We start from the raw sequence: 17,662 nt of genomic DNA, 5'->3' as shown, positions 1-17,662 counted from the left end.
CTGAACAACAAATTATTTTTTTTAAACCTTATCCGAAGGCATGTACAGGATTAAAAATTTCAAAAAAATCTTAGCTATTTAAGTGTTGTAAAATTTAACGAATAAGTTATATTTTAATCAAAGCAAAAACTTTCGGGGCGTAGCGCAGCTTGGGAGCGCACCTGCCTTGGGAGCAGGGGGTCGGAGGTTCAAATCCTCTCGCCCCGATTTTTTCTGGTCTTCCAGGGACTGTGGTTCAGTTGTGACAACGTGTTGACGACATTAGACTCAAGAATTTCTATGGCTTTTCTTAATTGAGGAAAGGCTACTTTCGTGTATATCTGTGTGGTCTTGATGTCCTGTATCCTAAAAGAGCCTGAATTGTTCTCAGGTCTACTCCCTGTTCAAGCAGGTGAGTTGCAAAGGAATGTCTGAGCTGGTGAGGGTGGATGTGTTGGGTTATGCCAGCTTTCTTTACTATCCTTTTGATTGCCTTCCGTAAGTCTCGGATGGTCTTTTCTGGATTTTTTGGTGAAGGGAAGACAATCTGGGTGTTTGTTTTTATGGTGTCTCTCAGATTTTGCAATGCTGAATAAACAACTTGGCTCATGGGAACAAACCTTTCCTTATTTCCTTTTCCACTTATTTCCTTTTCCACGGACATGGATAAAACTATGTTCCCAGAAAATATCATTCCATCTGAGTGCGACTACTTCATTTTTCCTCAGCCCCATATGGTACATAACGAGAAATAGAGCATAGTAAAAGGGTTCTGACTTCGCAGTTTCAATGAATTTCACGGTAGTCTGTAGGTCTAAAGGTTAGGGAAGTCGGTATTTATGTTTTAATCTTTTGATTTTCAGTGGTTGGTTGGCATAACCCATCTCCATAGCCCACCTTACAAATGCAGAAAGGGTGTTTAGCTCCACATTCACCGCTCTGGTTCCTTTCACGCCTTTTTTTCTAACTCTCTCAATCTTTTTAGTTTATAAGCCTCTATCAAAGAAGGAGAAATCTTTTAGAAAGTAAGGTGGCCGAAAAAAGGAATTATATGTTTCAGAATGATTCTCTTTTTTTCAGAGAACGTTTTTTGAGATTGGTGAACCCGACATATTGAAGGTATTCATAGGCTATATTTGAAATATTAGGCTTGTTTGGAACTTTTCATATATAGACAGAAAGTTCTTTTTTAGCTCTTGTTCAAAGACTTTGGCCTCCTCATAAGTCCCGTGGAAGATTTGCCTAAAACGGTGCTTCCGACCTAGAGAAATATCAACGATCCAACAATCTTTTTTGTTCTTGTAAGGTCTTATAGCCATTAGCTATTTATGTTTTTCTTTCTATTCTCTCTAAAATTTCCATCACTTTTCGCCTCGCCATCGTTTTAATAACATGTTTTTTTTTTTTTCTTCAAAATCCAGTAAAAGATCAAAAGCCTAAAGTTTTTGGGCAATTAAGTCAAGTCTTTCTAGAATCATTCTGAGAATTTCAGTGTTTTCCTTCATCTTACACCTCTTCTCCAGACAAAGACACTACATGGCGGTAAAACCGCCAGACTAGAAAAATTATAGCCGTGGTCACTCACAGGGCAGACATCCATAGTTGCAAAATCAGTGAAAAAATCATCCCACCGAGAACCAAGATAAACTTTTCATGCTTCTTCCAAAATTCTATCCATACTTTTTGCACTGCTTCATCTTGAAAAAATTTAGGTAAAAATTGCGAATTTTTTCCATTTTAATTCACATCCTTTTTTTCTTCCTCCAATACAACGCTCCAGTTACACCTGCTGCTCCCAAGGTTATTGCTCCCGGCATTCCTGCTCCTATTCCTACCCCCACTTTTAGACTGGAAGGAACAAATACAGTAGCCAGCCGTGGATCGTTTTGCTTTGTTGCGTTTTCTAGTTGCGAAGTTATGAAATTTAGATTTTCTTTTCTAAAAGGAGTGGGATCATTGGAGTATAAATAAACCACAGGCCATCTTTGATATTCCTCCAGTAGTTTCTGCTATTTTTCAGGAGATAGTTCTTTTGTGCTTGTATCAACGATCTCTTCGTCAGCTTTGAATTTCAAAGAAGCAAGCACAAGGTCTTTTTCCCGTATCTCCTGTGTGTTTTTTTTCAACATCTGGTATCGTTCATGTGCCTTCTGGATTTCTACCTGGATTTTTTCTTTCATATGCTGAAACTCAGGGAATTCTACAAGAGCCGTGTTCAAAAGTGCATTTGCCCAGATTATCTTTTTCTCTTTCTCTTTCTCGTATGGAGTTAGGTTAGTATTCTCAAGGATTCCACGCTGATAGAGGTAGAAAAATTTGGCACGATTCAAAATAGAATCATTCCTGGAAAGCTCCACGGCTTCAGGAGAGAGAGCTTTCCACAAAAGGAAGGCGTGGATCAGAGAATCCCAGTTTCCTTTTTCGTACACATAGAGTAAAAAGTCAGCGGCACACGCAAACACAAAGGGAGGGATACTGTAGGACCAAACTGGACCTAAAAGTCCGTACGCAATGAAAGTTTGAAACTGAGATAGCATCTGTGTTGTCATTCCAAAAGTTTCTTCTTTTTTTCTGAGACATTTTTTTCTTCTTTCTCTATGCCAGAAGTTTTTTAACTGGAAAACTCAGCTACAACTTTTTGGAGAAGGGATACCACATCTCGTGAACTTTTTGAGAACAGAACTCCTTTTCACTATGCTTTCAAGAGAACGTATAGTAGATTCCAAAAGTTGTATTGAGAAAGGCATTTCGGCAGCTACGATGGGGTAGTCCATAGGAGAACCTGATTTTTGGTACCAGTTCCAACACATCCCCCCAGCCAACTTACAGCTTTTAGCTCCAAGGTCACTTCCTCCTACATTCACAAACCTTTCATTAAGAACAAGGTATTTTGATGTGTCAAGTGGTGTCTGAAAAACCTTATATTTGTTCGCAAGCACCAAAAATCACGTTGCAAGCATCGCGAAAACAGCTACGTCTTCAAACGCAGGACAAACTACATGCTAGGCCGGAAGTAGCTCTTCATCAAGAATGCGTTTGGAATGCATTTTTTTATAGCATCCTCAATCAGTTCCCGGTTTGAAGAAAAGCCTTTATCACGGCCCTGAAATAGGTATTCAACAAAAATTTCCACTCCTTTTACTTCGCCAATAAGGCTAAACGTGAAAACAAGTGAAGAAATAGATAGTAAAGCGATTTTAGAAACAATTTTTTTATTCATACCTTTTCTCCTTCCTTGGGATTACCTACTTCCATGAACCATTAAAAGTTATCCCTATGTTTACCAGTTTATTGTTTATAAAAGTCTGCTTTAGCGGAATCTTTTTTTGGACTTATCTCGCTTCTTTTTATAGAAACCTTCCGTTTTTTGAAAAGATTAGCAAAAATTCAAAACTAAATCTGTTTTCTAAACCCATCATAGGTGGTTTAATTCTTATAGTCCTTACGTTTATATTTTCTGAAAACTACCTGGTCTTGGACTTGAGACGATAAAAAAGCCATCGTAGGTGAACCCATCTCTCCTATAGCCTTTATTTTAAAAATTCTTTTTACTTCTATTACCCTAAACTTCGGGGGTAGCGGAGGAATTGTTACCCCTTTGTGTTTTTTGTAAGAGCAACCGCAGATAACACATTTGGAATCCTTTTTGGACTTGACAGATCCTTATTTGCCTTTATTGGAATGGTCAGTCTTTTAGCAGGGGCAACCAATACTCATATCTCTGCAATCATTATGGCAGGAGAACTTTTCGGTCCCCAAATAGCTCCTACGCGGCTCTCGATTGTATCATCAGCTTCTTAATAACAGGACACAGAAGCATCTTCTCCAGTCAAGTCTTGATATGGCAAAATCTACCTCACTTTCTATAGAAAAAGGAAAAGAACTAAGAGAAATAATAAAAATTATCTATCAACCAAGACCAAAAAGCCTTTCTGCTATTCTTTTTCAAATTAATAAAAAAATTTTTTAACAGGTCATAGCCATCTTTTTTCACCAGCCAACATAATCTTTAATAGCAAATCTGATTGAGTAGCTACTATATTTTGCAAACAAATTTTTAATAAAAGTTGTCTAAAATAGAAAAAGGATGGCTGTCTTTCTTTAAGACAGCCATCCCAATTTTATGACATTTTCTGACTACTCAGAAAGATGTTTCATTGTTTCTGCTTTTAATGAAGGAGAATTTTCGTTATCTTTATAAGGGGGGATCTCTCCTCTAAATATCTTTAGCCATACCCTTATAGAGTCCATTACAATCAGTATAACCAATAAAATCATTACCGCAGAAAGCACGGCAAGTAAATATTTTTGTTTAGGAAGATAATTGTTAACTATATTTTGATACCCAGCAACGATGGTGGTTATTAATAAAAAGGTCATAGGAATAAGAGTTACCCATATATATTTTGCTTTACCAAGCCTTAAAAGATAGGTTGTAGTGATTGCAAAGGCCATTCCAGCAAGAAGCTGGTTATTTACTCCAAAAAGTGGCCATATGGTAGCTATCGTTCCTGTATAAAGAAGATATCCCCAGCAAAATGTAAATATCCCACTTGTAAAGATTACCCCTGGCCACCAAGTATAATCTCTTAACTTTGGATAAAACACTCCTCCTAATTCCTGCATTAGATACCTACCTACTCTTGTTCCTGCATCGATAAGAGTAAGGATAAATAAGGCCTCAAACATAATTGCAAAATGATACCAGTAACTCATCAAGTGTCTTAGCCCACCTATCCTTGAAAAAATATCAGCCATTCCTACTGCCAAAGATACGGCTCCACCTGGACGACCTGCAAGCTCTTCTCCTACTAAAGCAGAAAGATAAGGCAAGTCTTGAACCTGCATCCCGAGTTTCTTAAAAGCTTCTGGAGCGCTGTTTATGGCAAAATAGTCTGCTGTAGGAAGTACAGTAGCAGCAATCAAAGCCATTAAAGCTACAAATCCTTCTACAAGCATGGCACCATATCCAATCAATCGTATATCTCTTTCATTTTCCACCATCTTAGGTGTAGTTCCTGATGAAACAAGGGAATGGAAACCTGAAATGGCTCCGCAAGCTATGGTGATAAACATAAAAGGCCAAACCTTACCTGGTATAACAGGACCACCACCTGCCACAAACTGAGTAACTGCAGGCATTTTAATTAAAGGATTTACAAGTATCACCCCAATAGCAAGTAAAAACATCGTTCCAAACTTCATGTAAGAGCTCAAATAGTCTCTGGGAACAAGAAGCAACCAAACAGGTAAAACAGCCGCAAAAAATCCATATACTGGAACTATTACAGAAAGTGTTTTTTTATCAAGAGTAAAATAAGGTGCTAAGCTTGATTCTTTAATCACAGGCCCAACCACAACCGCTAAGATAATCAATATCACACCAATAATACTTGCTTCTACCACCTTGCCTGGCCTTAACCATTTAAGATAGATACCTATAAAAATAGCAATCGGTATGGTTACTCCAACTGTGAATGCTCCCCAGGGACTATTATACAAAGCATTCACAACTGCGATAGAAGCACCAGCTAAAACGATGATTAACAAAAATAAAGTAGCGACAAGAACAAGCCAGTAAGATACCGGGCCTACCTGGGCTTTAGCAATTTCAGCAAGAGACTTACCGTTATGCCTTACTGAAGCAAAAAGCACCACCATATCATGAACAGCACCAGCTACCACACTTCCGATCAAAATCCATAAAAAACCAGGCAAATAACCGAATTGTGCAGCTAACACAGGTCCGATTAAAGGTCCTGCGCCAGCTATCGCTGCAAAATGGTGCCCAAAAACAAGCCAACGATTGGTAGGGACATAGTCTCTTCCATCGTTTAAAATAGTAGAAGGGGTAGTTCTTTTGGGATCTAAAGAAAGAACTTTTGCAGCAATAAAAGCACTGTAAAACCTATAGGCAAGCACAAAAACACACGATAAAATCACCACCAGTACAAGTGCCTGCATCTTGCACCTCTTTTTTAGTTTTTTTTAACCCAAATAAACAAGAAAATTATAAACCTATTTTTAGTTTTGACAATCGATTAAAATTAATCGCTATAGTATGTTTATTACTTTGCCTAAGGTTAATTAGTCCTTAAATGTGATTGAATTTTAGCAAAAAATCTTTATTTTAATAAAAAAGGGGAGTAGATCTATGGGAATTAGGCAAGCTCTATTTTATCAAAAGTTATATGAAAAAAAGGTTCAATGCATGCTATGTAACCATCGGTGTGTAATACCAAACAATTCTGTAGGTCTTTGTGGGGTTAGGAAAAACGAAGAGGGAGTTTTATATTCTTTGATATATGGAAAAATTGTAGCCCAAAATTTAGACCCCATAGAAAAAAAGCCTCTCTATCACTTCTTACCTGGAACCTGGAGTTATTCTATTGCCACGGTGGGATGTAATTTCAGGTGTAGTTTTTGCCAAAACTTTGAAATCTCTCAATACCCACAGCTTTATAACTCTATTACCGGAAAATTAGTCTCGCCTAAGGAAATCGTAGAAAAAACCTTAAAAGAAGATGCAAAAAGTATTTCCTATACATATACAGAGCCTACCATCTTTTTTGAGTTTGCCTATGACTGTGCAAAATTAGCCTCTAAAAATGGTATTAAAAACGTGTTTGTTTCAAACGGCTACATGACTAAAGAGGCCATAGACTACATAAGCCCATATCTACATGGGATAAACGTAGACCTGAAATCTTTTAGAGATAGCTTCTATCGAAAACTTTGCAAAGCCAAACTTCAACCTGTACTGGACAACCTAAAATATCTCAAACAAAAAGGTATCTGGGTAGAAATCACTACCTTGATCATCCCAGGAGAAAACGACGATCCTTCTGAGCTTAAAGACATAGCCTATTTTATAAAAACCGAGCTTGATGAGAACACACCCTGGCATCTTTCAAGGTTTTATCCTCAATATCAGATGCTTGACAAAGATTTTACCCCTGTAGAAACCCTGCAAAAGGCTTATGAAATAGGAAAAGAAACTGGGTTAAACTACGTATACATAGGAAATGTCCCAGGAAATCCTTATGAAAACACCTATTGTCCTCGATGTCAGACCCTTTTGATAGAAAGAAAAGGCTTAAGAGCCTTAAGGATTCAGTTAGGAAGTAACGGCGTATGCCCTGTTTGTGGATTTACTATTGCAGGGGTATGGAGTTAAGAGTCAATCTTCTTCTTAGCTGACCACAAGCTGCAGAAATATCAAGTCCTTTGCTCTTTCTTACGGTGGTAAGGATACCATGGTCTAACAAAAACCTTTGAAAGGATTCTATCTTTTCTTCTTCTGGTCTTTCAAAAGGAAGTTCCGGATGAGGATTATAAGGAATAAGATTAATTTTTATGGGAAGACCCTTAAAAAGATTAACCAACTCTTTAGCATGCTGAGGACTGTCATTTATCTCTTTTATAAGAATATATTCTATCGTGGTACGTCCGTTTTTTATCCTGGGAAAAGTCTTGATAGCCTCTAAAAGGTCTCGAAGGGGATATTTCTTAGCTAAAGGAATAAGGGTTTTTCTTAACTCGTCGTTTGGGGCATGAAGAGAAATAGCCAAGGCAGTAGGGAAGTCTACCGCCAGCTTTTTAATCTCCTTTACCAACCCTACAGTAGAAATAGTTAACCTTTTTTTAGAAAAATTAAACCCCAAAGGATGGGCAAGGATCCTTAAAGCTTTTATCAAGTTTTCGTAGTTAGCTAAAGGCTCTCCCATACCCATAAAAACAATGTTTCTTAAAGGCAGCAAACTATTTATTTCCTTAAGATACAGACGTGCTATAACCACTTGAGAAATTATTTCATAGACCTCTAAATTTCTTTTAAACCCTCCTTTAGCCGTAAGACAGAATCTACACCCCATCGCACATCCTACCTGAGTTGAGACACAAAGGGTATAATGGTCTCTTTCAGGGATGACCACCGTCTCTATGATTTCACCATCCTGTAATTTTAAACCGAATTTGGTAGTTCCTTCCATGTCTGAAATTTTTTCAACTACTTCTGGCAATTCGAGAGTAAAGGTATCTGCCAGTTTTTTTCGTATTACCTTAGGAAGGTTGGTCATCTGGTCAAAATCGACTGCTTCTCTACAAGTAATCCAGTGAAAAATCTGCTCTGCACGATATTTGGGCTCATCAAGACTTAAGATCAAAAATTCTAATTCTTCTAAGGTATAGTTTCTTAAATTAAGCCTTTCCATAGTTAAAGTTCTAAGGGTTTTACCAGATATACAGTATTTAATTTGTTTAATTCTGCCAGGGCCTCTGCTGTAGGAGGCTGGTCTAAGCTAAGAAGGATCACGTTAGTTTCCTTCATCGGATCCTGCCCTACATACATCCTTGCGATGTTAAGTGTGTGTTTACCCAAAATGGTTCCTATTTGCCCTATAACCCCTGGTTTGTCTTCATTAAAAATATAAAGCATATGCCCTTCAGGTAAAGCATCTAACCTAAAACCATTTATCTTAACTATACGTGGTTCTTTTTTACCAAAAAGGGTTCCTTCTACGATGGTAGTACCTTCAGTATGGGTCACTTTAAGGCTGATAAGCGAGGTAAAATCTTCTGCCATCTCTATCTTTGATTCTATTACCTTGATGTCTCTTTCTTTAGCCCTGATAAGGGCGTTTACATAGTTTACGTCCTCTTTTAAAAATGGGTAAAGAAGTCCTTTTACTATAGCTATGGTAACTGGTCTTACGTCTAACTGAGAAATTTCTCCTCTATAGCTTATTTCTACCTCTTTGATAGCTCCATCAGTAATCTGTGTAGCTAAAAGCCCCATTTTTTCTGCAAGAGTAATTATAGGACCTATAATCTTAAGGACTTCAGGACTGATCGATGGCACATTAACCGCATTTCTTATGATGCCTTTTGTCAGATAATCTGCTACCTGTTTAGCTATTTCTACGGCTACTACCTTTTGCGCTTCAACTGTAGAAGCTCCAAGATGTGGGGTTCCGATAAAATTTTCTAAGGTTAATAAAGGATGGTTAGGGTCTACAGGTTCTTTTTCAAACACATCAAGAGCTGCACCAGCTACCTTGCCAGAAACCATAGCCTTATACAATGCCTCTTCATCTACTATTCCACCTCTTGCACAGTTGATAAGATAAACCCCGTCTTTCATCAAGAAGAAAGCTTTTTCATCGATCAAATGATAGGTCTCTTTGGTTAAAGGCGTATGGATGGTGATAAAATCTGCTCTTTTAAACAACTCCTCTAAGCTAACAAGCTCTATTCCTTTTTTCTCTGCGGCTTCAGGGGTTACAAAAGGGTCATAGGCTATAACCTTCATCTTAAGTCCCAAGGCCCTTTCTGCCACAATTCCACCTATCCTTCCTAAACCTACAATGCCTAAAACTTTGTTATTTACCTCTACCCCTATAAACTTTTTCTTTTCCCATTTTCCAGCTTTTATAGAGGCTGCTGCCTGAGGGATTTTTCTTGCTAAAGCAAAAAGAAGAGCTAAAGCATGTTCTGCAGCTGCTAAACTGTTTCCTCCAGGGACATTCATCACAACTATACCTTTCTCGTTGGCTGCTTGAAGGTCTACGTTGTCAAGCCCTGTACCTGCTCTACCTATTACTCTAAGTTTTTTTGCCCTTTCTATAACCTCTTTGGTTACCTTAGTAGCACTCCTTATGATAAGACCTTCTACCTCTTCGATCAGGTCTAAAAGTTCCTCATAAGGCAAACCAGGTTTATAGATAACCTCTAACCCCTGTTCTTCAAGAATCTTTATACCTTCTTCAGAAATTGAGTCAGAAACAAGAACCTTCATTTTCACCTTTTCCTCCTTTTAATATTTTTACTCCTTTTAATATTTTAAAAAATATCTATGTTTTAGGTGTGCAAAGATAACCTTTTCAGCTGCCTTAACACCAGCCCCTAACTCTACTTGATAACCAAAAAGATTTAACCCTACCTCTAAAGCCGAAATAGCTACAAGCAAGTCAAACAGACTCTGATCCCCCATGTGGGTTATCCTTATAATCTTTCCTTTTAAATGATCCTGTCCTCCTGCAAAAATAATCCCTAATTTGTTTTTAAGAAAGTTAATAAGTTCTCCTGTTTTAACCCCCTCAGGAACCTCTATCACCGTTAAGGATTCTGAAGGCACCTCTGGAAAAATCTTAAGTCCTAAGGCCTTTACAGCCTCTCTACAAGCATTAGCTTGCACTTGATAATGTTCAAAAAGCGCTTTCAGACCTATCTCTTTTATTCTTTGTAAAACCACCCTCAGACCTAAAAGAAGGCTTACGGCTGGAGTAAAAGAAGTAGTATCCTTTTCATAGGCTTTTTTTTCTTTTTTTAAAGAAAAATAATACTTAGGTAAGGTAGATTTTTCCGAAAGCTTTTCAGCCTTTTCAGAAAACGCTATAAAAGAAAGCCCTGGTGGAAGGCTTAACGCCTTTTGAGACCCTGTGATCACTACATCAAGCCCCCATTCATCCATAGGTAGGTCAAACACCCCAAGGCCAGTGATAGCATCAACTACTATCACAGTTTCTCTATTTTTAGTAAGCTGTGATATTTCTTTGACAGGGTGTTTAACCCCTGTTGAGGTTTCGCAAGCCTGAAGTAAAACCCCTTTGATGTCAGGATGTGAGTTTAAAACCTCTTCTACTTGTTCGGGTTTTACCGCTTTACCCCAGGGTAAGTCTATTACCAAAGGATTTAAACCAAAAGTTTTCGCAAGTTCGAACCAACGTTGCCCGAACTTTCCTGCAGAAACTACCAACACTTTGTCTCCAGGAGAAAAAAGGTTTAAAATAGCTGCCTCCATCGCACCAGTACCAGAAGAAGCAAAAAAATAAACATTGTTCTGGGTTTGAAAAAGATATTTCAGGTTTTCTCTTATCTCTCTTAAAACTTCAGAAAATTCTGGCAACCTATGATGGGTCATCGGCTGAGCCATCGTCAGAAGGGCCTTAGGAGGAACAGGGACCGGACCTGGGGTGAAAAGATATTTTTTAGATAAAAATTCCATATAAACCTCCGCTTAAGTTAGTCTTTAATTTTACAAAATTTAATTTTATTAGTATTATGCTAAAATACAACCCAAGGCTTAAATTTCTATGTCTAAAATTTCAAAATTCTTTATACCTGAAGGTGTTTTTACCTGGACTTCATCTCCTATCTCTTTTCCTATTAAAGCTTTAGCTATAGGAGAATTGACCGAAATAATTCCTTGAGAAGGGTCTGTCTCATAAGGACCTACTATCTTATAAACTACTATCTCATCGGTGTCTAAGTTTAAAAGTTTTACCTTAACCCCGAACTGTACCCTTTCTGGTGCTTTGGTTAGGGGAGGTATTACTTCGGCATTGGCTAAAACCCCTGAAAGCTCCTGTATCCTTCCTTCTATATGGGCTTGTCTTTCCTTAGCTGCTTCGTATTCAGCATTTTCTGAAAGGTCTCCGTGAGCCCTGGCTTCTTCAATAGCTTTGATCACCTTTCTTCTTTCAACCTTGATAAGATGTTCAAGCTCCTTTTTTATCTTTTCTAAACCTTCAGGTGTAAAAGGTATTTTGTTCATTATAAATCCCCCCTTTGATTTCTTAGTTTTTAGTAATGATTTAAGGTTGAGAAAACAAAAAGTTTTTAGTGTCTAAAAGCCCTTTGTCCGGTAAATTTCATGGCAATCTGATACTCATTACAGGCCTCTATAACCTCCCAATCTCTAACCGATCCCCCTGGTTGTAAGATCGCGGTAACCCCTTGTTTAGCCACCACGTCTACCGAATCTCTAAACGGTAAAAATCCGTCAGAAACCATCACCGCCCCTATCAAGCCTGCCTTCTTTTCTTTGGTCTCTTCATCTATCTTTTCTTTATCTTCCTTGGGGCGACTTCCTTTGGCTACTTCTAATTCCAGTTGTTTGTAAGGAATCCCATATTTTTCATAACAAAGTAGATCGGCAAACTTAGTATAAGCTTTAAAAATAGCTATCTCAGTACAACCAACCCTGTCTTGTTCTCCTGTTCCGATGGCTACGGTGCATTCATCCTTTACAAACAAAACCGAGTTAGAAGTAACCCCAAGTTCTACGGCCCAACCAAAAAGCATATCTTTAATCTCTCTTTCGTTAGGTTCTCTTAGACATCTGTACTCAACCCCATCTTTTACCGCAACCGCAGGTTTCAAATCTTCGGGACGGCTAACCTTCTTACTTTGAGAAACCTGTACTATAAGGCCCCCATCTATAAGACTTTTAAACTCTACGGTTTTATAATTTCTGTAGTCCTGAAGTCTATCCATCCGTTTAATCCTTACTATCCTCAAAGACTTTTTCGCTTTTAAAATCTCTATAGCTCCATCTTCATATTCTGGGGCAACTACCACCTCAAAATACTGAGAAGATATAGCCTCAGCACAAACTTTATCTACAGGCCTGTTTAATACCACCGTCCCCCCAAAAGCTGCTATACGGTCTGCCTTAAAAGCCCGTAAAAAAGCCTCCTCTAAGCTCTTTCCATAAGCTACCCCAGAAGGATTGTTATGTTTTATGATAACACAACAAGGTTTTTCGTTAAGATACCTAAGGATGTTTAAACCACTATCGATGTCAGTAAGGTTGGTTTTACTTGGGTGTTTTCCGAACTGAATAAAATCTTGTTCTCTTAAAGAAGAAACCAACCCTAAATTAGGATGAATGAATTCACACTCCCCTAAAACCAGATTTCCTGCTACCAACTCATAAAGGGCTGCTTCTTGGTCTGGATTTTCTCCATACCTTAAACCTCTCCTTTCTACCAAACCTGGTTCAACCTCTATGTCCCAGGTCCTTTTTTTGTATATCAAAGTTTGATCTCCAAAATTTATCCTTATTTCAGAAGGGAAATGGTCTGAAACTATCATATGGTACATTTTTTTCAAATCTTCTCCCATAACTAACCTCCAAAAAAGATTACATCATATAATATAAAAACTTATCTAAATTGTCAAGAAACCTTGCGTTTTAAAGACATCAAATACCTTATCATATCCTCAGCTATCCTCCAACTGGCACCAGGAGCCCCAAGTAATCTCTTTAAATCTTCTAAATCTCTTTTTATCCTTTCCTGTTGGGTACGGTCTTTCAAAATTTCAATCAAACGTTTAGCAATAATCTCTTCTTGATTCTTCTTAAATCCTACTACTTCTGGATAAACCTCTTTTCCCAGTATAAGGTTGGGAAGACTGATAAAAGGAACTTTAACCAATCTTTTAGCCAAACTTAACATCCAATAAGGAAGAGAATAGGTAACTACTGCAGGTGTCCCTATAATGGCTGATTCTAAGGTTATAGTTCCTGAGGCTAAAAGAGCCGCGGTAGAATACTTCAAAACCTCATACTGAGTATTTTCTACCACTTTAATCTCTTTTTTGGCTCCTTCCCAGATAAAAGAATCTTTCAATCCTAAAGCCTTAACCATTATTCCCTGCACTTCAGGTACCTTTTCTTTTACCATGCGATAAACCTTTAAAAAGTGAGGAACATGTCTTTGAATTTCTTTTTCTCTACTTCCGGGGAAAAAACTTAAAATAGGTTTTTCCTCATCTAACCCGTAAATTTCAAAAAGCATCTCTTTAGAAAGATTAACCTTAATAAGATCTAAAATAGGATGGCCTAAAAAAACCGCTGGTATTTCATGAGAATGAAAAAACTCCTTTTCAAAAGGTAACACCACATAAAGTCTATCCACATATTTCTTTAAAATTTTGATCCGTCTTTTATGCCATGCCCAAACCTGAGGGGCTATATAGTAAATAACCGGATAACCCATTTCTTTAGCTAATTTAGCTATCTTAAGATTAAACCCAGGAAAATCGACCAAAACCACAGCATCTACCAATTTTTTAGCCAAAAAATCTTTAATCTTTTTATACACAAACCAGTATTTCTTTAATTCTGACGGATTAGGTAACCCTACTAAAGCTAAAGGCTCAGCAGAAAAGAGTATATCTATCCCAAGACTTCTCATCTTAGGACCACCGATACCCACAAACTGAAAAGCTGCGTTAACCTCTTTTATTCTCTTTATCAAAAGAGAACCATAAAGGTCTCCAGACAACTCACCGGTTATGATAAAAATCTTGCAAGAAGCCTCTGAATTCATAAGAATTTTCTTAGATTCTGCTCAACTTGTTTTCTTATTTGAAACGCCAATTCTAAAGACTGTAACCCTTCCCTCCCATCAGGGGAAAGAGGCCTTCCAGCTAAAACCCCTTCTACAAAATAAATTAACTCACTTTTCAAGGGATCATCTTGCGGAAAAAGCTTTTTTTCCTGAAAGTATTCTTTGGTGTTAGGGTCAACCCGGACATAGAGAAAACTTTTCTCTAAGGTATCAACTACCGAATAAGTCCCTTTTTCAAAAATTCTCAGTCTTCTTTGTCTGCTTAAAGACAAACGACTGGCAGTAAGATTACAGGTAGTCCCGTCATCCAAAACCAATCTCGCGTTTACTATATCTGGAAGGTTAGTAAAGAAAGGAGCTCCTACTGCATGTATAAACTCAACTTTTCTACCAGGTTTCAGCATAAGCACCAGGTCTAAATCATGAACCATCAGGTCTAAAATCACATCTATATCTAAATTTCTTTCGGTAAAACAGGAAAGCCTATGGGCTTCTATAAAAACCGGATTTTTTATCTTTGAAACAGCCTCTTTTACCGCTCCTTGAAACCGTTCTATATACCCTATCTGTAAGGGCACATTTTTTTTCTCGGCAATACCTACCAATTCCTCTGCTAAACTTAATTCGTTAGTAATAGGTTTTTCCAAAAATACGGCTTTTTCTTTTTCTATAAAAAATCGGGCTATTTCATAATGGGTAAAAGTAGGAGTAACGATCACCACCGCATCCACTAACCCTGCTATATCTCGATAGTTAGAAAAAACTTGAGGACTTTTGCCAAATTTTTTAAGTTTTTTAACTGCTTCCTGTATCTTTTCTGCATTTATGTCTACCAAAGCTACCAGGTCTGCTTTATCTATCTGGGCAAGTTTCTCTGCATGAAACCTTCCTAAATGCCCTATACCAATTACTCCTACCCTAAGCTTCTCCATCTGTTCCTCTATAGCCTACGATAGCTAAACCGTGCTTGTTGGCAAGTTCTAATGATTTTTCTTGCTGAAGAAAAAAGGTTTTCCCCGCTTCTAACATCAAAACTTTAGCTTTAGCTTTTATCAGATTTTCTATCGTATTTAATCCTACCACCGGAAGGTCTAACCTTAAGTCTTGGATAGGTTTAGCCACTTTTATGACCACCGTATCTTCTCTTAACGTTCCTGCCCTCAAAATCGTCGCATCTGTTCCTTCCATAGCTTCTACAGCAACCGTCATCTTGTTTTTTACCACCACACACTGACCTATGTCGAGAGCCCCTATTTTTTTAGCAATATAAAAGCCATATCTAATATCTTCCCATTCATCCTCATTAGGACTTCTTTTAGTTAAAACCCCCTCTGGGGTCAAAAATTCTTTTAAAAACTCAGCAGGTCCTCTTATTCTAAAGCCCTCTTTTTCTAACTCCTCGGCTACTGCCTTTAAGATAGTGTTGTCTTCTCGGTTTTTAAGACGTTTCCATAATAAAAAAGCCTTGACGTCTGGAATCCCTATCTTCAGGGCCTTACTTTTATCTAACTTTCCTAAAAATACCAAATCTTTTACCTGCTCTTTTTTAAAAATCTTGATAAGTTTTCCCAGCTGACCTATCCCTACTTCTTCCACCCTGTTTACTAAAGGATCAAGTCGCCTTTTTTGCTCTTTAGAAAAACAAACAGCCACTACTCTATAACCTTGTTTTTTTAAAACCTGAGCCAAAATTAAAGGGAACTCTCCCTCACCTGAGATGAGGCCTACAGAAGTAGTCTCCATAAACCTTTAAAAAGCCTCTTCACCCTCGAAAGGTTTTCTCCTCATAATTCCCTGACGAGAGGGATTCTCTAAAAACTTAACAAGTTCATTAACTACTGGGTCTTCGTTAAAAATTTCACGCAACTCCTGAACCACCTCTTTTATCGTAGCTGGTGCGTCAAGAAAAAAACCCACGGCTTGAGAAATTTTTCTTATATCCTCTTTAGTAAAACCAGCCCTTCTTAATCCAACCAAGTTAATCCCTTGAATTTTCCCAGGGACTCCAAAAACCTTTACATAAGGAGGCACATCCTTGTCTATCCCTGTCATAGCACTTACAAAAGCATACGCCCCTATTCTGCAAAACTGATGTACTGCTGAAAAACCTCCCATAACCACTCGGTCACCTACCCTTACATGTCCTCCTAAAGTTGCGGCGTTTGCCATCACCACATGATCCCCTACCTTGCAATCATGGGCTATATGCACATAGGCCATCAAAAGACAATGATTACCTATCCTGGTAATGCCATCATCATAAGGAGTCCCTCTATGGATGGTAACAAACTCTCTGATAATATTACCGTTTCCGATCTCTACAAAGGTTTCTTCTCCTTTGTATCCTAAATGCTGAGGGTCTGTTCCAATAACCGCAGATGGACCGATTATGTTGTTTTCTCCAATTTTAGTGTTTTTTTCTATGTAAGAATATGGCTTGATGATGGTGCCTTTGCCTATAAAAACCTTTGGGCCAATATAAACATTAGGTCCTATTTCTACACCCTCTTCTATCTCAGAAGAGGGATCTACATAGGCAGTAGGATGTATTTTGGCCATAAATTTTAGTCCTCCTCTCTCAAACCTGCAATTAACTCTGCCTCAGCCACTACTTTTTCTCCTACCTTAGCCACCGCATAGGTTTTAATAATACGTCCTTTCTTTTTAAACCCCTTGGCTTCTAAGATTAAGGTATCTCCAGGATAAACCGGATGCCTAAACCTTACCTTATCAGCCCCTGCAAACACAAAAAGGCTATTTTTATACTCTGGGAAAATAAACTTAAGTCCAGCAGCTGCTGCCTGTGCCATAGCCTCCAGGATCAAAACACCAGGCATTATGGGATTACCTGGAAAATGTCCCTGAAAAAAAGGCTCATTTATGGTTACATTTTTCAACACCTTTATGTATTCACCTTCTTTATCAAGCTCTAAAATTTTATCTATTAACAAAAATGGATAACGATGAGGCAGAAGTTCAAAAATTTCTTTGGCCTTTATTTCCATCTCAAGCCTCCGTTGTAAACAATCGATTTTTATATTATCATAGAAAATCAAATCTTAAAAGAAGGGATAAAAACAAATGGCAAAAAAGTTTTCACTTTCTCAAAAAGATAAAAAAACTCTGCTCAACCTATTGCAGCAAGAATTCCCTATAGAAGAAAAACCCTTTGAAACTTTGGCTAAAAAATTCGACCTTTCAGAGGAAGAAATAATAGAATTTTTAAAAAACCTTCAAAAAGAAGAGATTATTCGACATTTTGGAGCCACAGTCAACTCGATCAAATTAGGGTATTATACCTGTCTATGTGGAACCTCTATCCCTGAAGAAAGAACAAACATAGTTTATGAAATAGCAGAACTACCAGAGGTTACCCATGCCTATCTCAGAGAACATAGACTTAACTTTTGGTTTACCGTAGTCCTCCCTTCAGAAGAAACCTTACCAAACTTTATCAAAAATCTATCTGATAAATATCAAATAGAAATCAAAAGCTTTCCTATGGTAAAAAAGTTTAAGGCTAAGGCTGTTTTTACCCTATAACC

At 37.8% G+C, this 17,662-nt stretch carries 20 protein-coding genes and 1 tRNA gene; 4 read left to right on the top strand and 17 right to left on the bottom strand.

Features of this window, described 5'->3' with window-relative positions; all coding sequences use genetic code 11:
• Positions 1 to 133: 133 nt before the first annotated feature.
• A tRNA-Pro gene (locus G580_RS0102250) sits at positions 134 to 207 on the top strand.
• Positions 208 to 304: 97 nt separating this feature from the next.
• Here the strand turns inward: G580_RS0102250 and G580_RS0102245 are convergent.
• The 6 genes from G580_RS0102245 to G580_RS0102220 form a co-directional block, all read right to left on the bottom strand.
• Positions 305 to 673 carry a tyrosine-type recombinase/integrase gene (locus tag G580_RS0102245; RefSeq protein ID WP_028840858.1) on the bottom strand — a complete coding sequence of 123 codons (369 nt, stop codon included), beginning with the start codon at positions 671 to 673 and terminating at the stop codon, positions 305 to 307.
• A complete protein-coding gene (locus tag G580_RS11940) occupies positions 606 to 779 on the bottom strand; it encodes a tyrosine-type recombinase/integrase (RefSeq protein ID WP_081856477.1) in 174 nt (57 codons plus the stop codon). Before G580_RS11940 ends, G580_RS0102245 begins: the two co-directional genes overlap by 68 nt.
• A 21-nt stretch (positions 780 to 800) precedes the next feature.
• Entirely contained in the window at positions 801 to 932 is a 132-nt protein-coding gene (locus tag G580_RS11835) for a hypothetical protein (protein WP_268745240.1), read from the bottom strand.
• Between the two features lie 1,056 nt (positions 933 to 1,988).
• Positions 1,989 to 2,528 (bottom strand): hypothetical protein, encoded by a 540-nt coding sequence (locus G580_RS0102230; protein ID WP_028840855.1) that lies wholly within the window; start codon positions 2,526 to 2,528, stop codon positions 1,989 to 1,991.
• A gap of 75 nt (positions 2,529 to 2,603) precedes the next feature.
• Complete coding sequence (locus tag G580_RS09635) at positions 2,604 to 2,918, bottom strand: hypothetical protein (RefSeq protein ID WP_144241967.1); 315 nt, start codon at positions 2,916 to 2,918, stop codon at positions 2,604 to 2,606.
• A 56-nt stretch (positions 2,919 to 2,974) separates the two neighbouring features.
• Positions 2,975 to 3,199 (bottom strand): hypothetical protein, encoded by a 225-nt coding sequence (locus tag G580_RS0102220; RefSeq protein ID WP_028840853.1) that lies wholly within the window; start codon positions 3,197 to 3,199, stop codon positions 2,975 to 2,977.
• Positions 3,200 to 3,579: 380 nt separating this feature from the next.
• Between G580_RS0102220 and G580_RS11930 the strand changes: the two genes are divergently transcribed.
• Positions 3,580 to 3,780 (top strand): chloride channel protein, encoded by a 201-nt coding sequence (locus G580_RS11930; RefSeq protein WP_028840851.1) that lies wholly within the window; start codon positions 3,580 to 3,582, stop codon positions 3,778 to 3,780.
• Positions 3,781 to 4,116: 336 nt separating this feature from the next.
• Here G580_RS11930 and G580_RS0102200 read toward each other — a convergent pair whose 3' ends face one another.
• Positions 4,117 to 5,943 (bottom strand): carbon starvation CstA family protein, encoded by a 1,827-nt coding sequence (locus G580_RS0102200; RefSeq protein WP_028840850.1) that lies wholly within the window; start codon positions 5,941 to 5,943, stop codon positions 4,117 to 4,119.
• A gap of 190 nt (positions 5,944 to 6,133) precedes the next feature.
• Here G580_RS0102200 and amrS point away from each other — a divergent pair, with 190 nt between their 5' ends.
• A complete protein-coding gene (gene amrS, locus G580_RS0102195; RefSeq protein WP_245542827.1) occupies positions 6,134 to 7,156 on the top strand; it encodes an AmmeMemoRadiSam system radical SAM enzyme in 1,023 nt (340 codons plus the stop codon).
• Here amrS and rlmN read toward each other — a convergent pair.
• The 10 genes from rlmN to fabZ form a co-directional block, all read right to left on the bottom strand.
• Positions 7,134 to 8,192, bottom strand: a complete 1,059-nt coding sequence (gene rlmN, locus G580_RS0102190) for a dual-specificity RNA methyltransferase RlmN (RefSeq protein ID WP_028840848.1) — start codon at positions 8,190 to 8,192, stop codon at positions 7,134 to 7,136. The two genes, amrS and rlmN, sit on opposite strands and share 23 nt — an antisense overlap.
• A gap of 2 nt (positions 8,193 to 8,194) precedes the next feature.
• Positions 8,195 to 9,775: a phosphoglycerate dehydrogenase gene (gene serA, locus G580_RS0102185; RefSeq protein ID WP_028840847.1), complete on the bottom strand. Its 1,581-nt coding sequence runs from the start codon at positions 9,773 to 9,775 to the stop codon at positions 8,195 to 8,197.
• A gap of 36 nt (positions 9,776 to 9,811) precedes the next feature.
• Positions 9,812 to 10,984, bottom strand: coding sequence for a pyridoxal-phosphate-dependent aminotransferase family protein (locus tag G580_RS0102180; protein WP_028840846.1), 1,173 nt, complete (start codon positions 10,982 to 10,984; stop codon positions 9,812 to 9,814).
• Between the two features lie 78 nt (positions 10,985 to 11,062).
• Positions 11,063 to 11,533, bottom strand: a complete 471-nt coding sequence (greA, locus tag G580_RS0102175; RefSeq protein WP_022856065.1) for a transcription elongation factor GreA — start codon at positions 11,531 to 11,533, stop codon at positions 11,063 to 11,065.
• A gap of 65 nt (positions 11,534 to 11,598) precedes the next feature.
• Positions 11,599 to 12,885 (bottom strand): IMP cyclohydrolase, encoded by a 1,287-nt coding sequence (locus tag G580_RS0102170; RefSeq protein ID WP_028840845.1) that lies wholly within the window; start codon positions 12,883 to 12,885, stop codon positions 11,599 to 11,601.
• A 53-nt stretch (positions 12,886 to 12,938) separates the two neighbouring features.
• Positions 12,939 to 14,096 carry a lipid-A-disaccharide synthase gene (lpxB, locus tag G580_RS0102165; RefSeq protein WP_028840844.1) on the bottom strand — a complete coding sequence of 386 codons (1,158 nt, stop codon included), beginning with the start codon at positions 14,094 to 14,096 and terminating at the stop codon, positions 12,939 to 12,941.
• On the bottom strand, positions 14,093 to 15,049 hold the full coding sequence (locus G580_RS0102160; RefSeq protein ID WP_028840843.1) for a Gfo/Idh/MocA family protein: 957 nt from the start codon (positions 15,047 to 15,049) through the stop codon (positions 14,093 to 14,095). The genes lpxB and G580_RS0102160 overlap by 4 nt, the downstream gene beginning before the upstream one ends.
• Positions 15,036 to 15,860 (bottom strand): LpxI family protein, encoded by an 825-nt coding sequence (locus G580_RS0102155; RefSeq protein WP_028840842.1) that lies wholly within the window; start codon positions 15,858 to 15,860, stop codon positions 15,036 to 15,038. Before G580_RS0102155 ends, G580_RS0102160 begins: the two co-directional genes overlap by 14 nt.
• A gap of 6 nt (positions 15,861 to 15,866) precedes the next feature.
• Entirely contained in the window at positions 15,867 to 16,676 is an 810-nt protein-coding gene (gene lpxA / locus G580_RS0102150; RefSeq protein WP_028840841.1) for an acyl-ACP--UDP-N-acetylglucosamine O-acyltransferase, read from the bottom strand.
• Positions 16,677 to 16,681: 5 nt separating this feature from the next.
• Positions 16,682 to 17,122, bottom strand: coding sequence for a 3-hydroxyacyl-ACP dehydratase FabZ (gene fabZ / locus G580_RS0102145; protein ID WP_028840840.1), 441 nt, complete (start codon positions 17,120 to 17,122; stop codon positions 16,682 to 16,684).
• A 76-nt stretch (positions 17,123 to 17,198) separates the two neighbouring features.
• On the opposite strand from fabZ, the gene G580_RS0102140 reads away from it, so the two are divergent.
• On the top strand, positions 17,199 to 17,660 hold the full coding sequence (locus G580_RS0102140) for an Lrp/AsnC family transcriptional regulator (RefSeq protein ID WP_038041334.1): 462 nt from the start codon (positions 17,199 to 17,201) through the stop codon (positions 17,658 to 17,660).
• Positions 17,661 to 17,662: the final 2 nt, after the last annotated feature.

Source organism: Thermodesulfobacterium hveragerdense DSM 12571 (genome assembly GCF_000423845.1).
GTDB lineage: Bacteria > Desulfobacterota > Thermodesulfobacteria > Thermodesulfobacteriales > Thermodesulfobacteriaceae > Thermodesulfobacterium > Thermodesulfobacterium hveragerdense.
Note: the sequence above shows the minus strand (reverse complement) of the source record. Positions and strands in the feature narration are given on the sequence as shown.